The sequence below is a fragment of the Bacillus sp. CH_70 genome (assembly GCF_038007045.1).
Lineage (GTDB): Bacteria > Bacillota > Bacilli > Bacillales > Bacillaceae_G > Bacillus_A > Bacillus_A cereus.
In genome coordinates, this window is the sequence record NZ_JBBOWL010000002.1 from 396,800 (window position 1) to 415,363 (window position 18,564).

Sequence of the window (18,564 nt, forward strand, 5' to 3'; positions counted from 1 at the left end):
TGTGAAATACCAGTGGGTATAACAGCAAATACTTTTTAGTAATTTCATGAATCGGGAAATTGAATCAGTTGTAGATTCATTTTTAAATAAGGGATATTTTATAGTGTAGGATTATGTATTAATGAAGAAATAATTCTGTTTACAAGATCATCTGTTATCCACTCTGTTTGCATATCGTCGGAATCACTTTGATTCATCGAATCAATAAACTTTTTAAATTTCGGAAATAAGACAATGGAGGTAATCCAATAAATCGCATGGTTTGTCGAAAAGAAATGAAAAACCCCTTGTTCTTTCCCTTCCAATAAGATTTCTTTTAATTGTCCAAAATTCCCAATAATATATGGTTTTATTTTTTCCAAATGTGAACTTTCTTTGATAATGGCCTCATATGCAAGCGTTCCAATTTCAGGATGTTGTTTTATATGTGTAACAAAAAAATTTAAATATTGTCTTAGAGCAATTTTAGGATTATGTTTCGTTTCTTCAAGAAAATTTGGTAGTTTTTTTGCAAAACCATATTTTTTAAATACCTCTAAGTAAAGGTTCTCTTTTCCGTTAAAGTAATACGAAACCATAGCAACATTCACCTTTGCTTCTTTTGCAATTTCTTGGATACTTGTACCATCATATCCACTCTCTCCAAATTTTATCTTAGCTGCTTCTAAAATATTTTCAATTGTTTGTTCGCGAGATTTTCCCATTCTATCCACCTCATATTAAAATTAATGAATTTCAAAAAAATATTATGTGCTTTATATCACAATTTTTTCATGAGATTTAATTATATATTTTAAATAACAATTTAACAAATGATTGAATATTAAGCACTCCTTATAATCCCCTTTTCTCCCCACTAATAAAAAAAAGACTAGAGACTATCTATTTCAATAGTTAATCTCTAGCCTTTTACTTGCATAATTAAAAGTTAAAGGATATTGGATTTTTTTAATTTCAATATCCGATCCTTTTATTTTTAGATTATTAATTGTGTTAGCAATATAACTCACAATGGTTGAATGTAATATTCGTAATCAGTTACAAAAATTTACAAAAATGAATATGAAACGCCTTTGTATTCCACTGGCTCCACTTTAATATTGGCTTCTCGATCTTGATGGCGATGTGAAGGAACCTCAGATAATAGCTTAATTTTTAATAAAATTCATTTATACCGTCTACTAAGCAATTTAAACTAATCTTCTACTCAAACTGAAGCTTATTAATGAACCTCACTAGTATGTTTGAAGGTTGCTTGTCGTTACTAAGGACCCATCCATAAGAAAGAGGCTCAAGGTTAGGTACATCTAATACAATAGAAACCATTTCTTTTTGATTATTTAATAGATTATGTTTGAATGAATAATCCAATCCAATTGTAATAGCTAGTTCTTGCTTCACTGCATTTTCTATTGCTTGCGTATTATTAGAGATGAATAATATATCCACATTCCCATACTTAGAAAATAACTTATTAATGCTACCTCGAATGTATTCATCATCATATAAAACCAAAGCCTGATTTACTAACTGTTCTGGTACAAGGATTTTCTCTAATGCGAGTGGAGAATTTTTATTAACTCCCACAACTATTTTAACGTCTATTATTTTTTTAAATGTAAAATTATTGTGCCTCTCTCTAAACTTCTCTGATGATGCAATAAATCCAATATCAATCTCGCCTTTTTGAAGGTCTTCTAGTATTTTTTTATGATCTTTTTCATAAACCTTTATATTTACATAAGGATGCTCCTTTTTGAATGTCGAAATTATATTTATTAGTACATGCATAGGTCCAGGGATTGTCGCAATTCTTAACTCCCCGTTTAAAGTATGATTGTAGATTTGCGCTTCTTCTTTCAATTCTTTTACTTGCAGTAGAATATCACTAGCTTTTTTTATAATCGATTTCCCCTCGGAAGTCGGAACTGCCCCCAACCCTCGTGAACGTGCGAAGAGTTTTACTCCCAGTTCATTTTCTAACAAGGAAATAGATTGACTAATTGCTGATAAAGTAACGTGAGACTGGAGTGCAGCCTTGGTAAATGATCCAGTATTCGCTACCGCTACGATATACTCCATTTGTTCAAAATTCATCTTAATACTCCCTTTATTAAGATTTACTTAATTATTAGTAAATATATCTAAATTTTAATGAATTATAAATAGAGTTACAATACAGATAGTTGTTATTAATCTTTCAATTAACAACAATTTTGTATAAAAACATTTAACATTCATTATATAAAAATAAAGGAGATGGATAACACTAAACCCGAGAAGAGTCGCTTTTATCAGAAGTAGAACCCGAGGAATTGGTAAAGAGACCTCATAAAAGTTTACTCAAAAAGAAAATTAAGTTGTAATAGCTGATTTTATGTGGAGCTAGGTAATTCAACCGCTATAGCCATCCAGGAACATGGTGAAGAAGCGATTGTTGTAAAACAAATGTTTCAAAGTTTGAAGAAGCTGAATGATTAATAGAAAAAACTGTTCAAGCTTTTGAAAGAATTTATATTATGTTTAACAATGCCGGTATTGGCTATCCCACTCCTGTTTTAGACCATGACTTGAATGATTACCGTCGTATCATTAATATCAATCAACACGACGGAACCCATGGTATTATTTGCACCGCTAAAAAAATGCATGAATTAAATATTCACGGTGTAATTATTAATATTGCTTCTGTTTTTAGTTTACTAGCATCAATAGGTACTTTTGTTTCAAAGGGTGCTGTTATCAAGATATGCATCATTTAAATAAGCATTATTAATATGATTAATAACTTATTACTAAACAAGAAATTTATAGAAATACTATGATGTTTACTAATCAAATGGAAAGTAGGTAATATATATGTGCGGAATAGCGGGATGGATTGATTGGTCAATGGACCTTTCTAAACAAAAAGAAACTTTAAAAAACATGACAAATTCTATTATACATCGTGGACCAGATGCAGAAGGATTTTGGTTCTCTAAACATGCAGCTTTTGGTCATCGTCGTCTTATTGTAATTGATCCTGAAGGTGGTCTACAACCCATGTTGTATAAGGATGGAGAGACAACTGTTTCACTAACATTTAATGGAGAAATTTATAACTACCAAGAGCTATGTATTGAACTAGAGCATTTGGGCCATGTATTTCAAACAAAATCAGATACCGAGGTATTATTACATGCATATCTAGAATGGAAAGAAGATTGTGTAAAACACCTTAACGGAATTTTCGCCTTTGGTATTTGGGACGAGAAATTGCAACGACTCATGTTAGCCCGCGATCATTTAGGGGTGAAACCACTCTTTTTTGCACAACGTGATAATTCAGTTATCTTCGGATCTGAAATAAAAGTATTACTTTCTCATCCAAATATACAAGCAGAGGTGGATTCAGAAGGACTTTCCGAAATCTTCTGCCTTGGTCCAATGCGAACACCTGGTCATGCAGTATTTAAAGATTTACATGAAGTGCGCGGGGGACACTACATTCTGTTTACTTCTAATAAAACTGAAAGTAAGCAATACTGGAAGCTAGAAAGTAAACCACATACAGATGATATAAATACTACAGTTAATACAATTCAATCTATTTTAGAGGATACAGTGAAACGACAATTAGTTGCCGATAGACCCGTGGTTACAATGTTATCAGGAGGTTTAGATTCCAGTGGTTTAACTGGATTAGCAGGAAATGAATTCAAACAAATTGGAAAGACACTTCATACTTATTCTCTAACTTTTACAAATGAAGAACGAGATTTCGAAGAAGATTTTCTTCGCCGTGATCGGGATGAACCTTGGGTACAACGTGTATCTGAACATGTTGGAACACAACATCATTCTTTTGAATTAGGATCTGAAAAGCTCATTGAAAATTTATTAATTCCAATGAGGGCTCGTGACTTACCAGGTGTTGGGGAACTTGAAACATCTTTGTATCTTCTCTTTAAAGAAATGAAAAAAGATGCTACAGTAGCCCTTTCAGGAGAATCAGCAGATGAAGTTTTTTCTGGATATCCTTGGTTCCATCAAGAAGAGTTTTTAAAAGCGGATATTTTCCCTTGGAATGTAAACTATTCTTATATTACAGAAATTTTATCAGAAGACTTAAAAACAAAAATAAATCCTATCAACTATCAAAAACAACGTTTTCAAGAAGCTGTAAATGAAATACCCTTTTTAGAAGGAGAAAATGATTTACAAGCAAAACAACGTCAAATGTCTTATATGTTTATTACACGCTTCCTACCTTTTATGTTAGAGAGAAAAGATCGTACTAGCATGATGACAGGTTTTGAAGTACGTGTTCCATTTTGTGACTATCGACTGGTTGAATATCTCTGGAATGTACCGTTTGAAATAAAAAGTATCGATAATATTGAAAAGGGAATTTTACGTCGAGCTTTCCAGACTGTTCTTCCCACAGATGTATGTTATCGTAAAAAAAGTGCATATCCAAGTACAAAAGATAACGCCTATTTACAAGGAATTAGTGTATGGATGCTAGATGTATTAAACGATAATACCTCTCCTATTCTACCTCTTATTAACGTAGAAAAGGTTCGTTCAGTTGCACTAGGTACAGATGAAATCATTACTGGTAATGAAGCTAGAGGTTTAATTGATTATCTACTTCAAGTAAATAGCTGGCTTCAAGAATATCAAATTAAACTTATCTAAAATATATTCGATAGATAGCAAAGTAACATTTTATATATGTCGAACAATTAAGATGGATCCCTACCATCCCTTGTTCGAAGCCAATTCATCTCCCGCCTACTCACTGGGCTGAAACCCTTCACGCTCCTTGAGGAAGGAGTCTTCTTGGCTAAGATGATAAAAACCGTAAAGATTAGAAATCCTTACGGTTTTTATTTGGATTATTTACATGCGTTGCGTATTCGGATTTATATAGTTATTCTGAATCACTTTATTTTTTAAAATTTAACTTCATTAGATTTATTTAATTGTAGCCTCCACTTTTATTTGTTCTTTTTGGGTATTGTTATCTATAGCTATATATATTTTTTCAATTTTATAGACGGTATTTCTTGGCAATAACAATTCGTATTGCCCTGGATACGCAGTCAAGTCATCTGAATTCATATAAGCACCATGAATCCCAGAGCCTACCTTAAATTCTGTCATAACTGGTCTTGTTTTGGCATATCCGGCATCAATAAGTATAGAAGTACTTATATATCCAAACTCAGTTATTGTTTTTCCTTGGAATTTTTTTTGTATTTCCTTGAATTTCTCCCTATCAACCTTGCCATTTTTTATTATGGAATTATCATACTCCTTTCCAAAAATCCATGCATCATCCCCTCGATACACTTTTATATTGTCATTCATTTTTGCCTCTTTTCTATTTAATGCTTTATCTAAGGATTCAATTTTTTTCTTCATTGTAAGATCAGAATCTAATTTACCCGCATGCGTTCTTAAGAATTCATTATACGGCCTTGCATTTTTTGTATAATCTCTTATGGCAGATTTCTCTTCTTTACTCCACTTACTAAATTGTTTTTTTCCCCAAGCATCAGCTTCTTCTTTGTTTGTACACAGCTTATATTTGTCTACATTATTACAGTCCTTGGGCTTTGACGGTATATTTCCTATATATTTTGATGTAAATTGAAACGTCACATTATCATTTGGCTCAGTCATCGCAAATGTAGAGGTAGTACCACCAAATACAGTTAAACCTAATGATAGAATAGTAGCTATAGCTAGACTTTGTTTTTTCATACTAAAACTCCTCTTATTCTGTATTTTTTTAAAATTAAAGGTTTCCATTCTCCAAAACTATGTTTATATAGATCCGTAGAGCTATCATGACTATGAACTTTTACAAATGGGTAACATAGTCATAAAACAATAGAAAAGTATTATTATAGAAATAGTATTCAATTCAAAGAATAAACTACCCCATTAGAACTCGTACCTTAATAGTTATTCCTATAATTTACCCCTGGTTATTTATTGTATATAAAGTGAAGTGCGCATTGTATTGAATGGGAAATTAATAGAGGTTTTTTGATATTCATATGTCCCCTGTTGATGTCCAGATGCATCCCACTTATAATACCAACCAACAATTGGGTTGCCGCCAATTACAGTTGAGCCAATACTCTTTACTGCTGAACCATTCATTTTTGCAATCGGATTTTGTCCATATCCAATTTCTTTTGTGTAAATATATAGGTAACTTCCCCCATGGTTTCTTGTTGTACTAAAGCTATTAGTATTGATAGTCTCTATCCCACCTTGCTCAGACTCTACTTGTACAACGTTTAATGAAGATAATGGTGCTGCAGGACCAGCAGATGCCTCTGTTGCCATTCCTAAACCTACAAATGTAGTGATTGCTAACGATGAAATCCCTAAAGCTACTTTTTTAAACATATAAGATCCCTTCCCTCCATTTATTGTATATCACCACAAATATAACTTTATTACCTAAATATGTAAATAACTTGAAGTTTATAAATATAAGATGGAATATTCTGTTTTATATTTCTACAGCTTTATCAACACAAGAGATAGGATTTTCAAAGCATCTAGGGGTCACACCACATCGCTATCAAGCTAACAAAACAAAATATCCCCTAAAACGAAAAAGATAGGAAGAAAATAATAAAAAGCTTATCATTATTTGCTAAAAGATAAGCTTTTTTGTCTATAATTATTGAATTTTATTGGATTTATTCCATGCTATTATAGTAATAAAATATTGAATACCGAACAAAATAATAACAAGTAGAATAAACTTAATACATACTAAGATCCATCCAACAATATCTTGAGGTAATTGATTATGATATGTAGTGTAGGCTACACCAGAAAAAGATAAAATAAGAGTATAAGATAATTTAGCTTTTAATTTTTGTTTTAATTTTTCCTTGTTATCGATTTCTGGTTCGTAAACACCAGCTAAAATGGATCTAATAAAGAAGAATACCATATAACAGATAATGATACCAAGAGCTGTAGCCCATTCTAGAAACGGTCTTTGTAAGTATACGCCCCTTATTATTAAATCTAAGAAGGCTAGCAATAAAACCACAATTCCAGATTGAGCCCAAATTTTCATTTCGATTTGTTGAATTCTTTCATCTGAATGTGTACTGAGTGAAAACAAATTTTTAAATTTTTCCATTCTATTTTTCCTCCCAAAATAATTCATCTAAAGTTTTATCGCGTGATTTAGCTATATCAATACAAAGCTTTAAAGATGGATTGTATTTATTAAGTTCAATAAGGCCAATTGTTTGTCGGGTAACATTTACAAGCCCAGCTAATTCTTGTTGAGTTAGCCCCTTTTCTGTTCTTGCAATTTTTATTTTGCTTACTGACATTAAATGCACCCCGTTTATAAAGGTAATATTTACTTTTTTATCTTATATTCTATATATTAAATTATAAGCAAAATATATGCAATATATATTTTACATTATGATGTATATAAATTGCTTTTATCCTTTCTTTTTCCATTTCTATTATTTTTGTCTCTAAAACTATTTCACAAAGTTAAAAAACAAATTATGATTCTGGTACTGCGCATATTTATGGGAGCTTTGTAACACCTATTACATCAGTGTATAAGCCAGGATTATTTGTAGATGTTATGAAAATTGATAAACATAATTATTATGGTGGCAGCTTTAAAATTAAAAAATAATAAAAGTTAATTTCACTAATGATAATATTTTTGATATGATCAATGTATAATAAAAACATAACTCATGTAATAGTCTAGGCGGTATACTTGACCAACGGCCGCTTAGCTAATGAGTTATACCCCTTAGAAAAGGTACCTTGCAGCAGGGGTGCCTTTTCTTTTATTTTTAGTGGTAAATTGAAGCTATATAGTTAAAAATTATAATGATTAAATTGTAATTGAAGTGAAGTATGTATCCCATATGAATATTTTTAAATATTAGAAAGAAAACCATTTGAGTGATAGCTGGTATTCCAATGAAAGTTAAACATTGTACCCAATTATTGTTATACGTAGAGAGATGGAGTAATCCAAATGAGCTTCCAGACAATATTAAAGAGATTGTAATAGAAGCTATGGGGCTTATTTTGAAGGAACGTATGATCTTATGCCAAAAGAACAATATAGATACAAACATAATGTTTTCTCCGATTAATTGAATTGCAATCCCAGGTGTTTTGTGAAGCATATTAGTAATCCCTTCATTCCCAATGGGATTAGATGCTCCTCCGAATGTTGTAAAAGATATTAGTACGGCTAAAAATAACAACATAATAGCATAAATAATGAAAGCGCAGAAAAAAGAAATTTTTAGCTGTTGGAAAGTGATTTTTTTAGAAAACAAGAATCTTTGATCTCGCATTATAAATAGGAAAACTAGTGAAATAGGAAAAGAAAAATAAACGGATTTAATTATGTATTGCATTAGTAGATCTAATTCATTTATATAATTAAGCGTAAATGAAGGGAAAGGTATGTAAACTGTAATAATGCAAAATATGACAAGTATTAGAAACTGCAGATACGTTTTAGTTTGTACTAAGCAATCTAAATATGTGTTGGCAGCACTTAATGCCTTTAAGGTCTGCTTAAACTCTTTAAAAACTGCGTTCATAACACTCCTCCATTTGTATAACAGTAAATGTTTTTACTTCATCATCTTATATGCCATTCTTCCCTTATTGTATTAAATGTAATCTTATCTCTACACACATAATAAAACTTCACGTACCGCATTTATTAACTACATTTAAAATATAGTCACCAAGGGGATTTCTATACCAAAAGAAAAAGCATCCCTCTGGATGCCTAACTTACCTTATTTATTAAATACATTTTCATCATGATGATATAAGGGATACTTCTAAAGGAATTTCTTCATCCTCTTTTCAACCTAACTAATAAAACTGATAATTAGTTGCTGTTCTTGCAGCCAGTCTTGTAGCTTTCTATATTCATCCCAATATGTTTTCTAGTTCCCTTTAATTGACTCTAAATAGATTGATTTTGTTGTAAAATATATAAATTGCTCTTCAGCATATGCAGCCATACTTTTCACTTCCTTTTTAGTAGACATATTGCTTCTATGTACACATCATGCAAAATTTATGTAAATAATTTAGATTCCCCAAATAATGTAACCAACTTGTGTCACGATAAACATTTTCTATCAAAAAAAAACCTGCATAAATGCAAGTCAAATATAAATTATGGACTTTCTTTATATAAAATCACTGAAAAAATTTCATATCACTTATGCGTCTGGAGACGGAAATCTTGCAGCTTCAAAATGTGTACTATTTTCTACATTAGAAATAACTCCAGCTACACTACTTTGTGCAAAAATCTCGACTATATCCCCTGCATTTAACTGAATGATTGATGAAACAGCAACAACATTAGCAAAGTTTATTGGACCAAAAAAATCATTATCTATTGCAATTGCCGGATTTCCATTAACTCGAATTTCTACCCGCGCTCTATAATTTGTGTTTAGATTATTGGGAATGAACGCAATAGTCCCAATAACAGAATAAACACCTCTTGTCTTTGGAATAAAAATTGATGTAGCTGGATTATACTCATTCGCTAAATCAAATTGTTCATTTTGAAATAAGACCTTAACAAATGTATTTGCTGGTAAATTTTGATTAACTGTGCTCACAGCTCTAAAAGCAGATGCTCTCACAAGATTATATTGGTTATCATCAGAACAACAATTTACTTTTACATTAACCCAATGTTTCTCCTCATGCTTTTTATCACATTTTTCATAACCCTTACTGCCTCTATGACAATCGTGATATTTCTTTTTGTAATCCTTACAATGATTACAGTAGTAATAAGACATATTAAATTCCTCCTTTTAATTTATTACTACATACTATGTAAGATAGATTAGTAAAGTTTGGACAATCTATTACTATTTCTAATGAGATTAAAAATAGTAATATCAAATATTAATAGTGTATTTTGTTACATATTACTTTTGCATTCGGCACAGAAGAGTTTGTTTAATATTATTGCATCATGAGTATACACACGTTATAATAGGCACCTAATTACATATAAAGAGGTGCGAAAAATGAATAAGACAGAACTAACAAAAGTAGTGGCAGAAAAAGTAGAACTTACACAAAAGGATGCAGCTGTAGCAACACAAGCCGTATTAGATACAATAACAAGTGCACTAGCTAATGAAGAGAAAGTACAAATCCTTGGATTTGGTACATTTGAAGTACGCGAAAGATCTGCACGTACAGGACGTAACCCACAAACAGGTGAAGAAATGCAAATTGCGGCTTCAAAAGCACCTGCTTTTAAGGCCGGAAAAGAATTAAAAGAGGCAGTGAAATAATTAAAGATAGTCAAAAGGGTTTGATATTCTTATCAGCCCTTTTTCAATATCCTTGTTGTGCACAAAACAAAAAAGTATCAATCGAAAAATACATCTGAATACACATAAATCATTATATATAAGCGATTGAATTAACGTTATACTAACATTAACCTAGAAGCATCCAATGATCTTTGATTAATCACTACATTTTCTTTAGAGCCATATCAACATAAAAGAAGAGACACTGTATAGTATCTCTTCTTTTATGTTTCGTGCCTTTAATCAATAGTAAGAGTATATATCTATGCCCTCTTATTGCTGATTGGTGTTAAAATTGCTGCTCCCACAAGCAGAAGATCTGAAAAACACTCGTAGGGATAGCACTACATCGCTATCAAGCTAAGCTCATACAACGTCAATCATAGTAGTGTTGCTTCTTTTTTCTAAAGGCTACGTGTAGGGAATTTAAAGATTTGCATATGAAAGAAACCCTAACGGGTTTCATTTTTTTGAATTAAGCCGCTTGATTATCAGACATGGTACAAATGTAAACGACACCTAATATATCAAAGACTGTTTTTTTCTCATATCGATGAGGTTTTCGCCCATTTTGCTGTAGGAGGTTGAACAGGCGAATGAGATCAATGAGAAAGGCCTTAGAGATATCAGTTCAACTTTCAAAGGACCCTAAATGGAAGGAAAAGGAACCTAATGATTTATACTATATTCCTTTCATTATTTACGCTGCCTAAAATGCAATATTATTTGGATTTATTTCAACCGGCATTATAGAAATTAATAAGTCACTACCACCAATTGCAAATTCAATTATATTTCTTAATGTAGGAATCTTATCATTTATCTTACTAATATGTTATTTTTTATACGGTGGTTTATTTAACACTGAAGAAATTCCTATTTTTAATTACTCTTTGTGCAGTGTTTTATCCTTAGTTATCCTTGTTATCCACTTATTTATCGATCAATATCAATGGTTAATTAAAAAGATGACTTCACTAATTATGAATTTTTAATAAACTAGTAAAAAATAATAAAATATAATAATAATATGTTAAATAGACCTTAATATCCTTGTAAGGGATTATTTTAAATCCAGAACCTATCGCATTACCATATCGAATAAAACCTCTTACAAAGGAATCTGAAAGGTGGTTTTTAAGTTTTAAAAATTAATTTTCAAATTTTATGTAAATAAAAGGAGAAAGGATCCATTTTATAGAGCCTGTTTCCTTTTGTTATTTTAACTTAATGTAATTTGTATTGTCCTGATAATTGTTCTTCCGCCATTCGAACTAAGCGCTTTGTAATTTCTCCACCGACAGATCCATTTGCACGTGATGATGTATCAGGTCCAAGTGTGACTCCTAATTCACGGGCAATTTCATACTTCATTTGTTCAATAGCACTTGCTGCAGCAGAAATAAGAATTTAATTTGTATTACCTTCGCGTCTTTGAATATTCATAATTGCACCTCCACTATATTTGTATATAACATGTGCTTAATTATGATATTTATACGTAAGTAAACTATTTTCTCCTATTATTTTTATGAGAACTCTTTTTCGTTCTCTCTTTACCATATTCCACAAACTGCATTTGAACACATTTGAATCTTGAATTCCTAACACATTCATTTCTTCTCTAAATGAGCGCCAGGACTCTACCTTTATTGATTTTTCTTGCTCATTTCTTAATGTGTAGATTCTTGAGTATTCTATAATTAACCCTCCTCAAATGTTAAATAATCTACATTGTACTTCAGTATAACAATAAAACCGCCTGTGAGGACGGTTTCTCTTTGCGTTATTTTTTTATGGCTCTACGTTCTCTTAATTTCTCTTTAATATATTTTATGTTACGTATGCCTAGACGGATTGAAGCGAAGAAAAGGTAAATCATTATAACGATGTAGATTACTAACCAACTCGTATAAATAAATGTACCTTGAAATCCATTTTCGGTAAGCCAGTTAGTCACCCACATTCCACCAAAGTAAGCCGGGATAGTTAGTAAGCTTACATCTTTAGGATCTGTCGCAAGATAAATCATTAAAAACAAAAAAGCAAGTGCTCCTATCGTACTAACATTTTCAAGAATCATTTTTGAAAATCACCCACTTTATAATTTATATTATATCAATAACTCACTATCTTACTCGCATAATGTCCCTGTATTCTTGATTACTGCCTCTTCTTTCTGCTGTCATATAACGACTTCCCTACCATGATGAGAAATATAATAAATATAGTTATATAAGGGTTATCGAAAACTAGGAAATATACACTAACTGCAAACATGAATGCTAAAATTAAATATCCCAATTCCCCCACCTCGTCACGCCAAAAATATATTCATACTTTTAGTTCTTTCCTTCTTATTTAAGGTTTTAAAGCCTGTTTTTCTCACTTAAACAGGCTCTTTTATTTTCATACAACCCCAAAATTAAGCAGTAAGGCTTCCTCCACTGACAGATCCAATCGTACGTACTGATGTAACTATTCTAAGTGTAACCCCTAAGTTACAAGCTGTCACTAAACTTAACTACTAAAGTACTTTTGATTGAATGTATTTTTTTATCAATAGAATACTTTCTTACTTGTTTTTTCATACGAATAAAAACCTTGTTAATCATATAAAAAACACATAATAAAATTAAGCTCTTATATTAAAATCTTACATCAACATATCCGCAAATGAAGTCCCCACATTATTCTTTCGTTTCATATGCTTCTCTAAATAGATCTTTGTTGTTTGAATATTTTCATGCCCAAGTGTTTGCATTAAATGATATAGATCCGCATTTCCTTGTTCAACTGCCATAATTGCAAAAGCATGACGGAATGTATGTGCCGTTACAGGATTTTCACGATACTGTAGAAACTCTAAATTTGTCTTTTTTATCATATCTGTTACCTGGTTTGATAACGTTTTGGGATTATAAAAGTTTCCTTTCTGATTGATAAATACAGGACTTTCATCTCCACGATTCAATACAGTTTGGAATCCTCTTCTCCGTCTCATTTCGCTAATACATTGGAATAAATGCTCAGGAATGAAAAGTTCACGTACTTTATCCCCTTTTCCTGTGACTTTTAACCAATACTTTCCGTCATAATGTAAGTCTTTCACTCTCGCGGTGCACAATTCTTGAATTCTTGCACCGGTACTTGCTAGAGCTAGTAAAATTGTATAGTTTACTAAATGCCCTTGTTCTTTATAAAACCCTAAAATTTTCATTACTTCATCATAGGATAGGTCCCGATTTGGCCGATCCTGTTCATTTACATTAGCGCGCTGTAGTTCTTCATGAAGAGGCTTTTCAATATAAGAAAATACATGCAGATGTTTTAGAAAAGAACGAATGAGCACAGTTTTCTTTGCAAGTGTTGCGACCGCGTACGTATCCCCATTCCTACCGTTCTCTACCTGCTTCAACCAAGCATTATATTTACGAATATGCCAAGGCTGTAATGTTTTTAATAAAGAGTCATTTTGCTGTACCTCCTCCCCATTCAATTCAAATTCTTCTGCGTGCTGCACCATGCACTGACAAAATGACAAGATTTCGGACACATAACTCTTTTTTGTATCCTCTTTTCTATTCTTCTTTTCATCCATATGTTTTTGTAAATGTACAAAATGATAAATGACTTCTATATCACTTAAATACGTATATTTACTCTTTCCCTCTTTTTCTGCAACCTCCATCTTCTCTTCCACTTTATCTACATGACGATTGTTATGCAGAAATGGAGTGATACCACTTATATTCTCTACATATGTATCTATATATTTAGTTTTATTATTTATAATAGGTATATTTTCGTTTGTATTGTTATTACCCATAATTCGAATTCACCTCTCCTATTAAAGATTATGAATATAATATACTTTATTACCTATATGTATTATTTTATTTTACTTCTATCCATTATACAAATGATAATTCATTTTCATTCTGTAAGAATCCTACATTCTTCTATATTATCCTATACTTATGTTTTTTTATAATTTTTTATTGAATAGATATTATTTAACAATTAACTAATTACCTTTAAAAACTTATATACTGTTAAATTAACTATAAAACATTATTAAAGTATAAAATAAAATAGAAATATTTTTAAACTATAAAATCGTATAAGAACTTTAATAGATTCTATTTCTTATTTTAAATGTAAGTCATATTCTGATATGATATATACATATCTAAATTACTAGCAAACAATAGTTATGGAGGTGTCCTTGCATGACACAAGATTTATTGTTCATTACCAAACCTACTGTAACGACAAAAGAGGCAGCCGACTTATTGGGAGTAACGGTACAAACAATTTTAAAAAAAGAAAAAGATGGATTAATAGAATGTGTATATAAAGATAACTGGAAGCAATTCGGTAGTAAGATTTTCTATTTAGAGGACATTGAACGTTTAAAAAATAAAAATGAGGTTAAAGGCCTTAGCACGAAAGAAGTAGCTGAAATTCTTAATGTTGCACCATCTACTATCTTTACATACATCAAATCTGGAAAATTACCCGCGACAATGGTAGAAAAACGTGGAAAACAAGTATATCTTATCGATGAAGAAGAGCTAGAGATTTTTATGCTTGATTATGAAAAAGCTAAAACAAAAGAGCGAAAAACATTCATTACTAAGATTCAACAAGAAGAGATATATTTATATCAATTATTAACACATCAACATACCGGAAAAACAGCTAGGGTAATAGAAATCAATGGAGCAGACGGCAAGATTCTTACAGAAGACGAAGAAATTTTCCCTCTATCCACTTATAAGGAACATAATTACTCCTTTGAACCTTTCCATAAACAAGCTGTAATTACCAAACGAGGGTATTTATCTTTTTCATTTAAAAAACCTCAGCTATTTAATTCCATTACTTATAATCTAATAAATTTATTTTACAAAGAGCTAGGTGTCACAAATATGCGATTGAGTATTTCATCTGATACTATTAAATTAGAAATTAAACCTTTCGTATTACAAGTTGATCCATTACAGTTTCAAGAAGAGATTAAATACTTATATTCTCATATGAAATCAGGTACTATTCTTCCACATGTAGAGGGAGTATACTTTAAAAGTAATGTAGAGCCATTAACTTTTCATGCAGATTATGAATTCAAGCAAAAAGTAGTGCAAATGGCAGCGGATGCAGGTATGGGACAGGAAGAATTTCTATTGCAAGCTGTAAAATCTTATATAAAAAATTTAGAATAGCAATAAATTTGATATCAAATAAAAAAAGTGTAGAAAGGTTTTATTTCTACACTTTTTTTATTACTTAACTAAATCTAATTTCTCTTATTGAAAACTAAAAAAGAAACAATATATTACACATTTTATTATGAACAAAACCACCTTTTAATTTACCATAATTTTATTATGGATAATAATTTAACTGTATATTCTATATACTATTAATTCTTTATGATAAATCATTTTCTTATTTTAGATTTTCTTGTTTTGGCACAATTTTAATAGATCTTTTACTAATCCGTATAAGCATGCCAAAAGAGAGAAAGATAAAAAAACCACCAAATAGAGCAAATACAACTGTAGGCGTGAAATGTGCTAATAATACCCCCGAAACAATAGGTCCTACAGCCATTCCCATATATCTAATAAAGTTAAACATTCCCATTGCACTTCCTCTATTATGTTCAAATTCATTTGCAATCATAGTAGCAAATAAAGGAGTAAGGATACCAATTGATATACCGTGGAGAATTAAAGCAACTGTTACGCCAATTAAAGTTTTCGAGTGGGTCACAGCAAATAATATAACGCTCAAAGCTAAGACTACATTTCCAGTTATAAAAAGCTTTTTTTGTGAAATTTTTGATTGAATTGTTTTAAAAGCCATGCTGCCAATTATTAAACTAATAGCCATTGGTAAGTAAAGTAAACCCACTACCTGTAAACTTAATTGATAATGATCAGTTAATAAAATTGGTAAGTAAACAAGGAAGGAGAAATAAAGAAAAAATGCAAAGAAACTTAATATTAATATGGAACTGCCCACTTTGCTTTTAAATATAGAAGCATAGTGAGATATAAGTGTTTTCCCACTCAATTCTTTTTTACTTCCTACACGATATTTAGGGAAATATATCCAATTAGTTATAAATAGAATTACAGATACTGCTACAAGTAGCCAGAAAACACCTGAGTAATTATATTTTTCCCCAATAAAACCTCCTAGCACTGGTGCAACAGCAGGTGCAATGGATAACATGGTTTGATATGTACCCATTGCACTTCCTCGTTGTTCTCCTTGAAATACAGTACCAATTGTAGTTGCAGCAATAAGTGGTATTGCAGCAGTCCCTACAGCCTGTAAAATTCTACATATTAAAAATACTGTAAAGTTACTTGTAATTGCACAACCAATACTCGCTATAATTGTTAAAATAATACTCGGAATAAGAATAGTCCTAGCACCTTTAAAATCAATTATAGAACCAAAAACAATTTGCATAATTGCCGTAATAAAAATAAATATGGAAACGGAAAGGTTAACCATTGTTATAGATACTTGGAATGAATCCCGAATTATGGGGATTATTGGAGAATATATATTTTGATTTAAAGAAGCGAAAAAAGCACTAATACACAACAAATATAAAAGAAAAGAAGCACTTGATTTAACACGGTTCATGCTATCCCTCCTAAAAGATTATTAATAATTAGCTAATTTATTTAAGTTATAATAAATTTATTTCTCCAACATTTTATCGTTTATATTTTGTAAAAACTTCAATATTGCGTTTTGTTCAATTTCAGAAAATGAATCAACGAACTGATAAAATTCATTTTCCTTCTGGTCATGAATTTTCTGATGTAATTCACAAAGTGATTGTCCTGCCGAAGTAAGTTGATAATATACCTCCTTTTTGTTATCAACTGACTGAAAACGAGTGATTAAATTTTCTTTTATTAATTTGGTGTTAATTTTTGTGATATTCGCTTTAGATAAATTCATTTTCCTTGCAATTGTAATATTATTTATTGGCTGATTTTCACCAATACAGGCAATTACGTGTATACTTGTCATATTTGTCGGTACATGTTCTATTTCTTCCATTTTTGCTTGCTTAAAAAAAGTCTCAATATCCTTATCTGCCTTTTGTTCATTGAGATGTAACAAATGTAGATAATTATCGTAAATTTTCTGCTTTATGCCCTTATTCATTTAAATGTTTCTACCCTTCTTTGTCTATTTTATTTTTTGTTTACTGGTAAACTATTTTGATTTTATATCCTCATTTAGCAATTGTCAATTGCTAAATTGAAATTTAACTAATTATATAAGAACCTTTAATGTATCTATTTTTCACAATTTACCCTAATAAAGTCCTATTATATTGAAGAGTTAGTTTCAATGCATAAAAGTCGTTTTTTTAAATTGTTGACCTGATTATTGTTTACTGGTAAACTTTATATTGTTAACCGGTAAACAATAATTCTAGATAGGGGAAATTATTATGACAAATTTTGTCCATGAACAAACCTTAAAAGCTATTGAAGACTTTGTCATAACAAGAGAAAAAAAAAAATATGCATCTCAAGAGATGATAAAAGAATTAGTTAGTGAATATGAAAATATAAATAAAAATTGGACTCTAACGCAACTACATATTGTTTCGGTTATTCATGAGAGTAAACAACAAATGAATAACTCTCTACTATCTATGGAACTTAATATTTCTAAAGCAACCATCTCTAAAGCTATTCGCGTTCTTATTGATAATAAAATTTTATTGACGCATCAAAATACAGATAATAAGAAGGAAATCTTTTATACTTTAACTGATAAGGGAATACAGTTAGCCATTGTTCATAAAAAATTACACAAAATTGCACATGAGCGTTACAGTGAGTTATTCCAACAATTTAATGATTCCGAGTTACAAGTTGTAACAAAATTTTTAGAAGCATGGAAACAATGTATTTAATTTTTTGTTATATCAGCTTAGAAGGTATATGTGTTGACCTTTTCATAAAAATAGAAAAACTAAGGGGTTTTAGCCCCTTAGTAAAAATTGAATTATATTAATAACTAAAATAGCCATGTTTTTTTAAACTAACTTATCAAAAAGAATAGGCATGGAAATAGGTGCACGTGTATAAAGTCCTTTTTCAACATATTGAAAATCTTCTTCTAATTT

The 18,564-nt window shown here is 30.6% G+C and carries 18 protein-coding genes and 1 pseudogene; 6 read left to right on the forward strand and 13 right to left on the reverse strand.

Annotated features, from left to right (window positions below):
* Nucleotides 1-98: 98 nt before the first annotated feature.
* Nucleotides 99-704, reverse strand: coding sequence for a TetR/AcrR family transcriptional regulator (locus N2V79_RS28855; RefSeq protein WP_109737684.1), 606 nt, complete (start codon nucleotides 702-704; stop codon nucleotides 99-101).
* A gap of 499 nt (nucleotides 705-1,203) precedes the next feature.
* On the reverse strand, nucleotides 1,204-2,097 hold the full coding sequence (locus N2V79_RS28860; RefSeq protein WP_098818841.1) for a LysR family transcriptional regulator: 894 nt from the start codon (nucleotides 2,095-2,097) through the stop codon (nucleotides 1,204-1,206).
* Between the two features lie 383 nt (nucleotides 2,098-2,480).
* Between N2V79_RS28860 and N2V79_RS28865 the strand changes: the two genes are divergently transcribed.
* Together N2V79_RS28865 and asnB are read left to right on the forward strand one after the other, a co-directional pair.
* A complete protein-coding gene (locus N2V79_RS28865; RefSeq protein WP_445661894.1) occupies nucleotides 2,481-2,762 on the forward strand; it encodes an SDR family NAD(P)-dependent oxidoreductase in 282 nt (93 codons plus the stop codon).
* Nucleotides 2,763-2,859: 97 nt separating this feature from the next.
* Nucleotides 2,860-4,683 carry an asparagine synthase (glutamine-hydrolyzing) gene (gene asnB / locus N2V79_RS28870; RefSeq protein WP_340720527.1) on the forward strand — a complete coding sequence of 608 codons (1,824 nt, stop codon included), beginning with the start codon at nucleotides 2,860-2,862 and terminating at the stop codon, nucleotides 4,681-4,683.
* Between the two features lie 279 nt (nucleotides 4,684-4,962).
* Here asnB and N2V79_RS28875 read toward each other — a convergent pair whose 3' ends face one another.
* From N2V79_RS28875 to N2V79_RS28890, 4 genes are all read right to left on the reverse strand, one after another.
* Nucleotides 4,963-5,754, reverse strand: a complete 792-nt coding sequence (locus tag N2V79_RS28875; RefSeq protein ID WP_340720528.1) for an ADP-ribosyltransferase — start codon at nucleotides 5,752-5,754, stop codon at nucleotides 4,963-4,965.
* Between the two features lie 231 nt (nucleotides 5,755-5,985).
* Nucleotides 5,986-6,411, reverse strand: a complete 426-nt coding sequence (locus tag N2V79_RS28880; RefSeq protein ID WP_340720529.1) for a DUF4879 domain-containing protein — start codon at nucleotides 6,409-6,411, stop codon at nucleotides 5,986-5,988.
* Between the two features lie 280 nt (nucleotides 6,412-6,691).
* Nucleotides 6,692-7,165 (reverse strand): DUF6773 family protein, encoded by a 474-nt coding sequence (locus N2V79_RS28885; protein WP_340720530.1) that lies wholly within the window; start codon nucleotides 7,163-7,165, stop codon nucleotides 6,692-6,694.
* A 1-nt stretch (nucleotide 7,166) separates the two neighbouring features.
* Nucleotides 7,167-7,364 carry a helix-turn-helix transcriptional regulator gene (locus N2V79_RS28890; RefSeq protein WP_340720531.1) on the reverse strand — a complete coding sequence of 66 codons (198 nt, stop codon included), beginning with the start codon at nucleotides 7,362-7,364 and terminating at the stop codon, nucleotides 7,167-7,169.
* A gap of 188 nt (nucleotides 7,365-7,552) precedes the next feature.
* Here N2V79_RS28890 and N2V79_RS28895 point away from each other — a divergent pair.
* Nucleotides 7,553-7,687, forward strand: a pseudogene (locus N2V79_RS28895) (DUF5065 family protein); the annotation flags it as partial.
* A gap of 166 nt (nucleotides 7,688-7,853) precedes the next feature.
* On the opposite strand, the gene N2V79_RS28900 reads toward N2V79_RS28895, so the two are convergent.
* Both N2V79_RS28900 and N2V79_RS28905 read right to left on the reverse strand, forming a co-directional pair.
* The gene (locus N2V79_RS28900) at nucleotides 7,854-8,621 is read right to left on the reverse strand and encodes a hypothetical protein (protein ID WP_340720532.1); all 768 of its coding nucleotides are present in this window, start codon (nucleotides 8,619-8,621) and stop codon (nucleotides 7,854-7,856) included.
* Between the two features lie 639 nt (nucleotides 8,622-9,260).
* A complete protein-coding gene (locus N2V79_RS28905; protein ID WP_109737679.1) occupies nucleotides 9,261-9,857 on the reverse strand; it encodes an ABC transporter permease in 597 nt (198 codons plus the stop codon).
* A 234-nt stretch (nucleotides 9,858-10,091) separates the two neighbouring features.
* Here N2V79_RS28905 and N2V79_RS28910 point away from each other — a divergent pair, with 234 nt between their 5' ends.
* Nucleotides 10,092-10,364, forward strand: a complete 273-nt coding sequence (locus N2V79_RS28910) for an HU family DNA-binding protein (protein WP_109737678.1) — start codon at nucleotides 10,092-10,094, stop codon at nucleotides 10,362-10,364.
* Nucleotides 10,365-11,612: 1,248 nt separating this feature from the next.
* Here N2V79_RS28910 and N2V79_RS28915 read toward each other — a convergent pair.
* The 3 genes from N2V79_RS28915 to N2V79_RS28930 all read right to left on the reverse strand — a co-directional run bounded on the left by N2V79_RS28915 (nucleotide 11,613) and on the right by N2V79_RS28930 (nucleotide 14,214).
* Nucleotides 11,613-11,795: an alpha/beta-type small acid-soluble spore protein gene (locus tag N2V79_RS28915; protein ID WP_340720544.1), complete on the reverse strand. Its 183-nt coding sequence runs from the start codon at nucleotides 11,793-11,795 to the stop codon at nucleotides 11,613-11,615.
* Nucleotides 11,796-12,171: 376 nt separating this feature from the next.
* On the reverse strand, nucleotides 12,172-12,468 hold the full coding sequence (locus N2V79_RS28925) for a hypothetical protein (RefSeq protein WP_098818591.1): 297 nt from the start codon (nucleotides 12,466-12,468) through the stop codon (nucleotides 12,172-12,174).
* Between the two features lie 573 nt (nucleotides 12,469-13,041).
* A complete protein-coding gene (locus N2V79_RS28930; RefSeq protein WP_340720533.1) occupies nucleotides 13,042-14,214 on the reverse strand; it encodes a tyrosine-type recombinase/integrase in 1,173 nt (390 codons plus the stop codon).
* Nucleotides 14,215-14,617: 403 nt separating this feature from the next.
* Here N2V79_RS28930 and N2V79_RS28935 point away from each other — a divergent pair, with 403 nt between their 5' ends.
* Complete coding sequence (locus N2V79_RS28935) at nucleotides 14,618-15,613, forward strand: helix-turn-helix domain-containing protein (RefSeq protein WP_340720534.1); 996 nt, start codon at nucleotides 14,618-14,620, stop codon at nucleotides 15,611-15,613.
* 226 nt (nucleotides 15,614-15,839) lie between these two features.
* On the opposite strand, the gene N2V79_RS28940 is transcribed toward N2V79_RS28935, so the two are convergent.
* A complete protein-coding gene (locus N2V79_RS28940; protein ID WP_340720535.1) occupies nucleotides 15,840-17,054 on the reverse strand; it encodes an MFS transporter in 1,215 nt (404 codons plus the stop codon).
* 57 nt (nucleotides 17,055-17,111) lie between these two features.
* Nucleotides 17,112-17,588: a MarR family transcriptional regulator gene (locus N2V79_RS28945; RefSeq protein ID WP_340720536.1), complete on the reverse strand. Its 477-nt coding sequence runs from the start codon at nucleotides 17,586-17,588 to the stop codon at nucleotides 17,112-17,114.
* 292 nt (nucleotides 17,589-17,880) lie between these two features.
* Between N2V79_RS28945 and N2V79_RS28950 the strand changes: the two genes are divergently transcribed.
* Nucleotides 17,881-18,351, forward strand: coding sequence for a MarR family transcriptional regulator (locus tag N2V79_RS28950; protein WP_069604037.1), 471 nt, complete (start codon nucleotides 17,881-17,883; stop codon nucleotides 18,349-18,351).
* Nucleotides 18,352-18,564: the final 213 nt, after the last annotated feature.

Excerpts from the sequence above, each read along its gene's own strand:
- N2V79_RS28855 (WP_109737684.1), bottom strand. The coding sequence starts at position 704 with ATGGGAAAATCTCGCGAACAAACAATTGAAAATATTTTAGAAGCAGCT.
- N2V79_RS28860 (WP_098818841.1), bottom strand. The coding sequence starts at position 2,097 with ATGAATTTTGAACAAATGGAGTATATCGTAGCGGTAGCGAATACTGGA.
- asnB (WP_340720527.1), top strand. The coding sequence starts at position 2,860 with ATGTGCGGAATAGCGGGATGGATTGATTGGTCAATGGACCTTTCTAAA.
- N2V79_RS28875 (WP_340720528.1), bottom strand. The coding sequence starts at position 5,754 with ATGAAAAAACAAAGTCTAGCTATAGCTACTATTCTATCATTAGGTTTA.
- N2V79_RS28880 (WP_340720529.1), bottom strand. The coding sequence starts at position 6,411 with ATGTTTAAAAAAGTAGCTTTAGGGATTTCATCGTTAGCAATCACTACA.
- N2V79_RS28885 (WP_340720530.1), bottom strand. The coding sequence starts at position 7,165 with ATGGAAAAATTTAAAAATTTGTTTTCACTCAGTACACATTCAGATGAA.
- N2V79_RS28890 (WP_340720531.1), bottom strand. The coding sequence starts at position 7,364 with ATGTCAGTAAGCAAAATAAAAATTGCAAGAACAGAAAAGGGGCTAACT.
- N2V79_RS28900 (WP_340720532.1), bottom strand. The coding sequence starts at position 8,621 with ATGAACGCAGTTTTTAAAGAGTTTAAGCAGACCTTAAAGGCATTAAGT.
- N2V79_RS28905 (WP_109737679.1), bottom strand. The coding sequence starts at position 9,857 with ATGTCTTATTACTACTGTAATCATTGTAAGGATTACAAAAAGAAATAT.
- N2V79_RS28910 (WP_109737678.1), top strand. The coding sequence starts at position 10,092 with ATGAATAAGACAGAACTAACAAAAGTAGTGGCAGAAAAAGTAGAACTT.
- N2V79_RS28925 (WP_098818591.1), bottom strand. The coding sequence starts at position 12,468 with ATGATTCTTGAAAATGTTAGTACGATAGGAGCACTTGCTTTTTTGTTT.
- N2V79_RS28930 (WP_340720533.1), bottom strand. The coding sequence starts at position 14,214 with ATGGGTAATAACAATACAAACGAAAATATACCTATTATAAATAATAAA.
- N2V79_RS28935 (WP_340720534.1), top strand. The coding sequence starts at position 14,618 with ATGACACAAGATTTATTGTTCATTACCAAACCTACTGTAACGACAAAA.
- N2V79_RS28940 (WP_340720535.1), bottom strand. The coding sequence starts at position 17,054 with ATGAACCGTGTTAAATCAAGTGCTTCTTTTCTTTTATATTTGTTGTGT.
- N2V79_RS28945 (WP_340720536.1), bottom strand. The coding sequence starts at position 17,588 with ATGAATAAGGGCATAAAGCAGAAAATTTACGATAATTATCTACATTTG.
- N2V79_RS28950 (WP_069604037.1), top strand. The coding sequence starts at position 17,881 with ATGACAAATTTTGTCCATGAACAAACCTTAAAAGCTATTGAAGACTTT.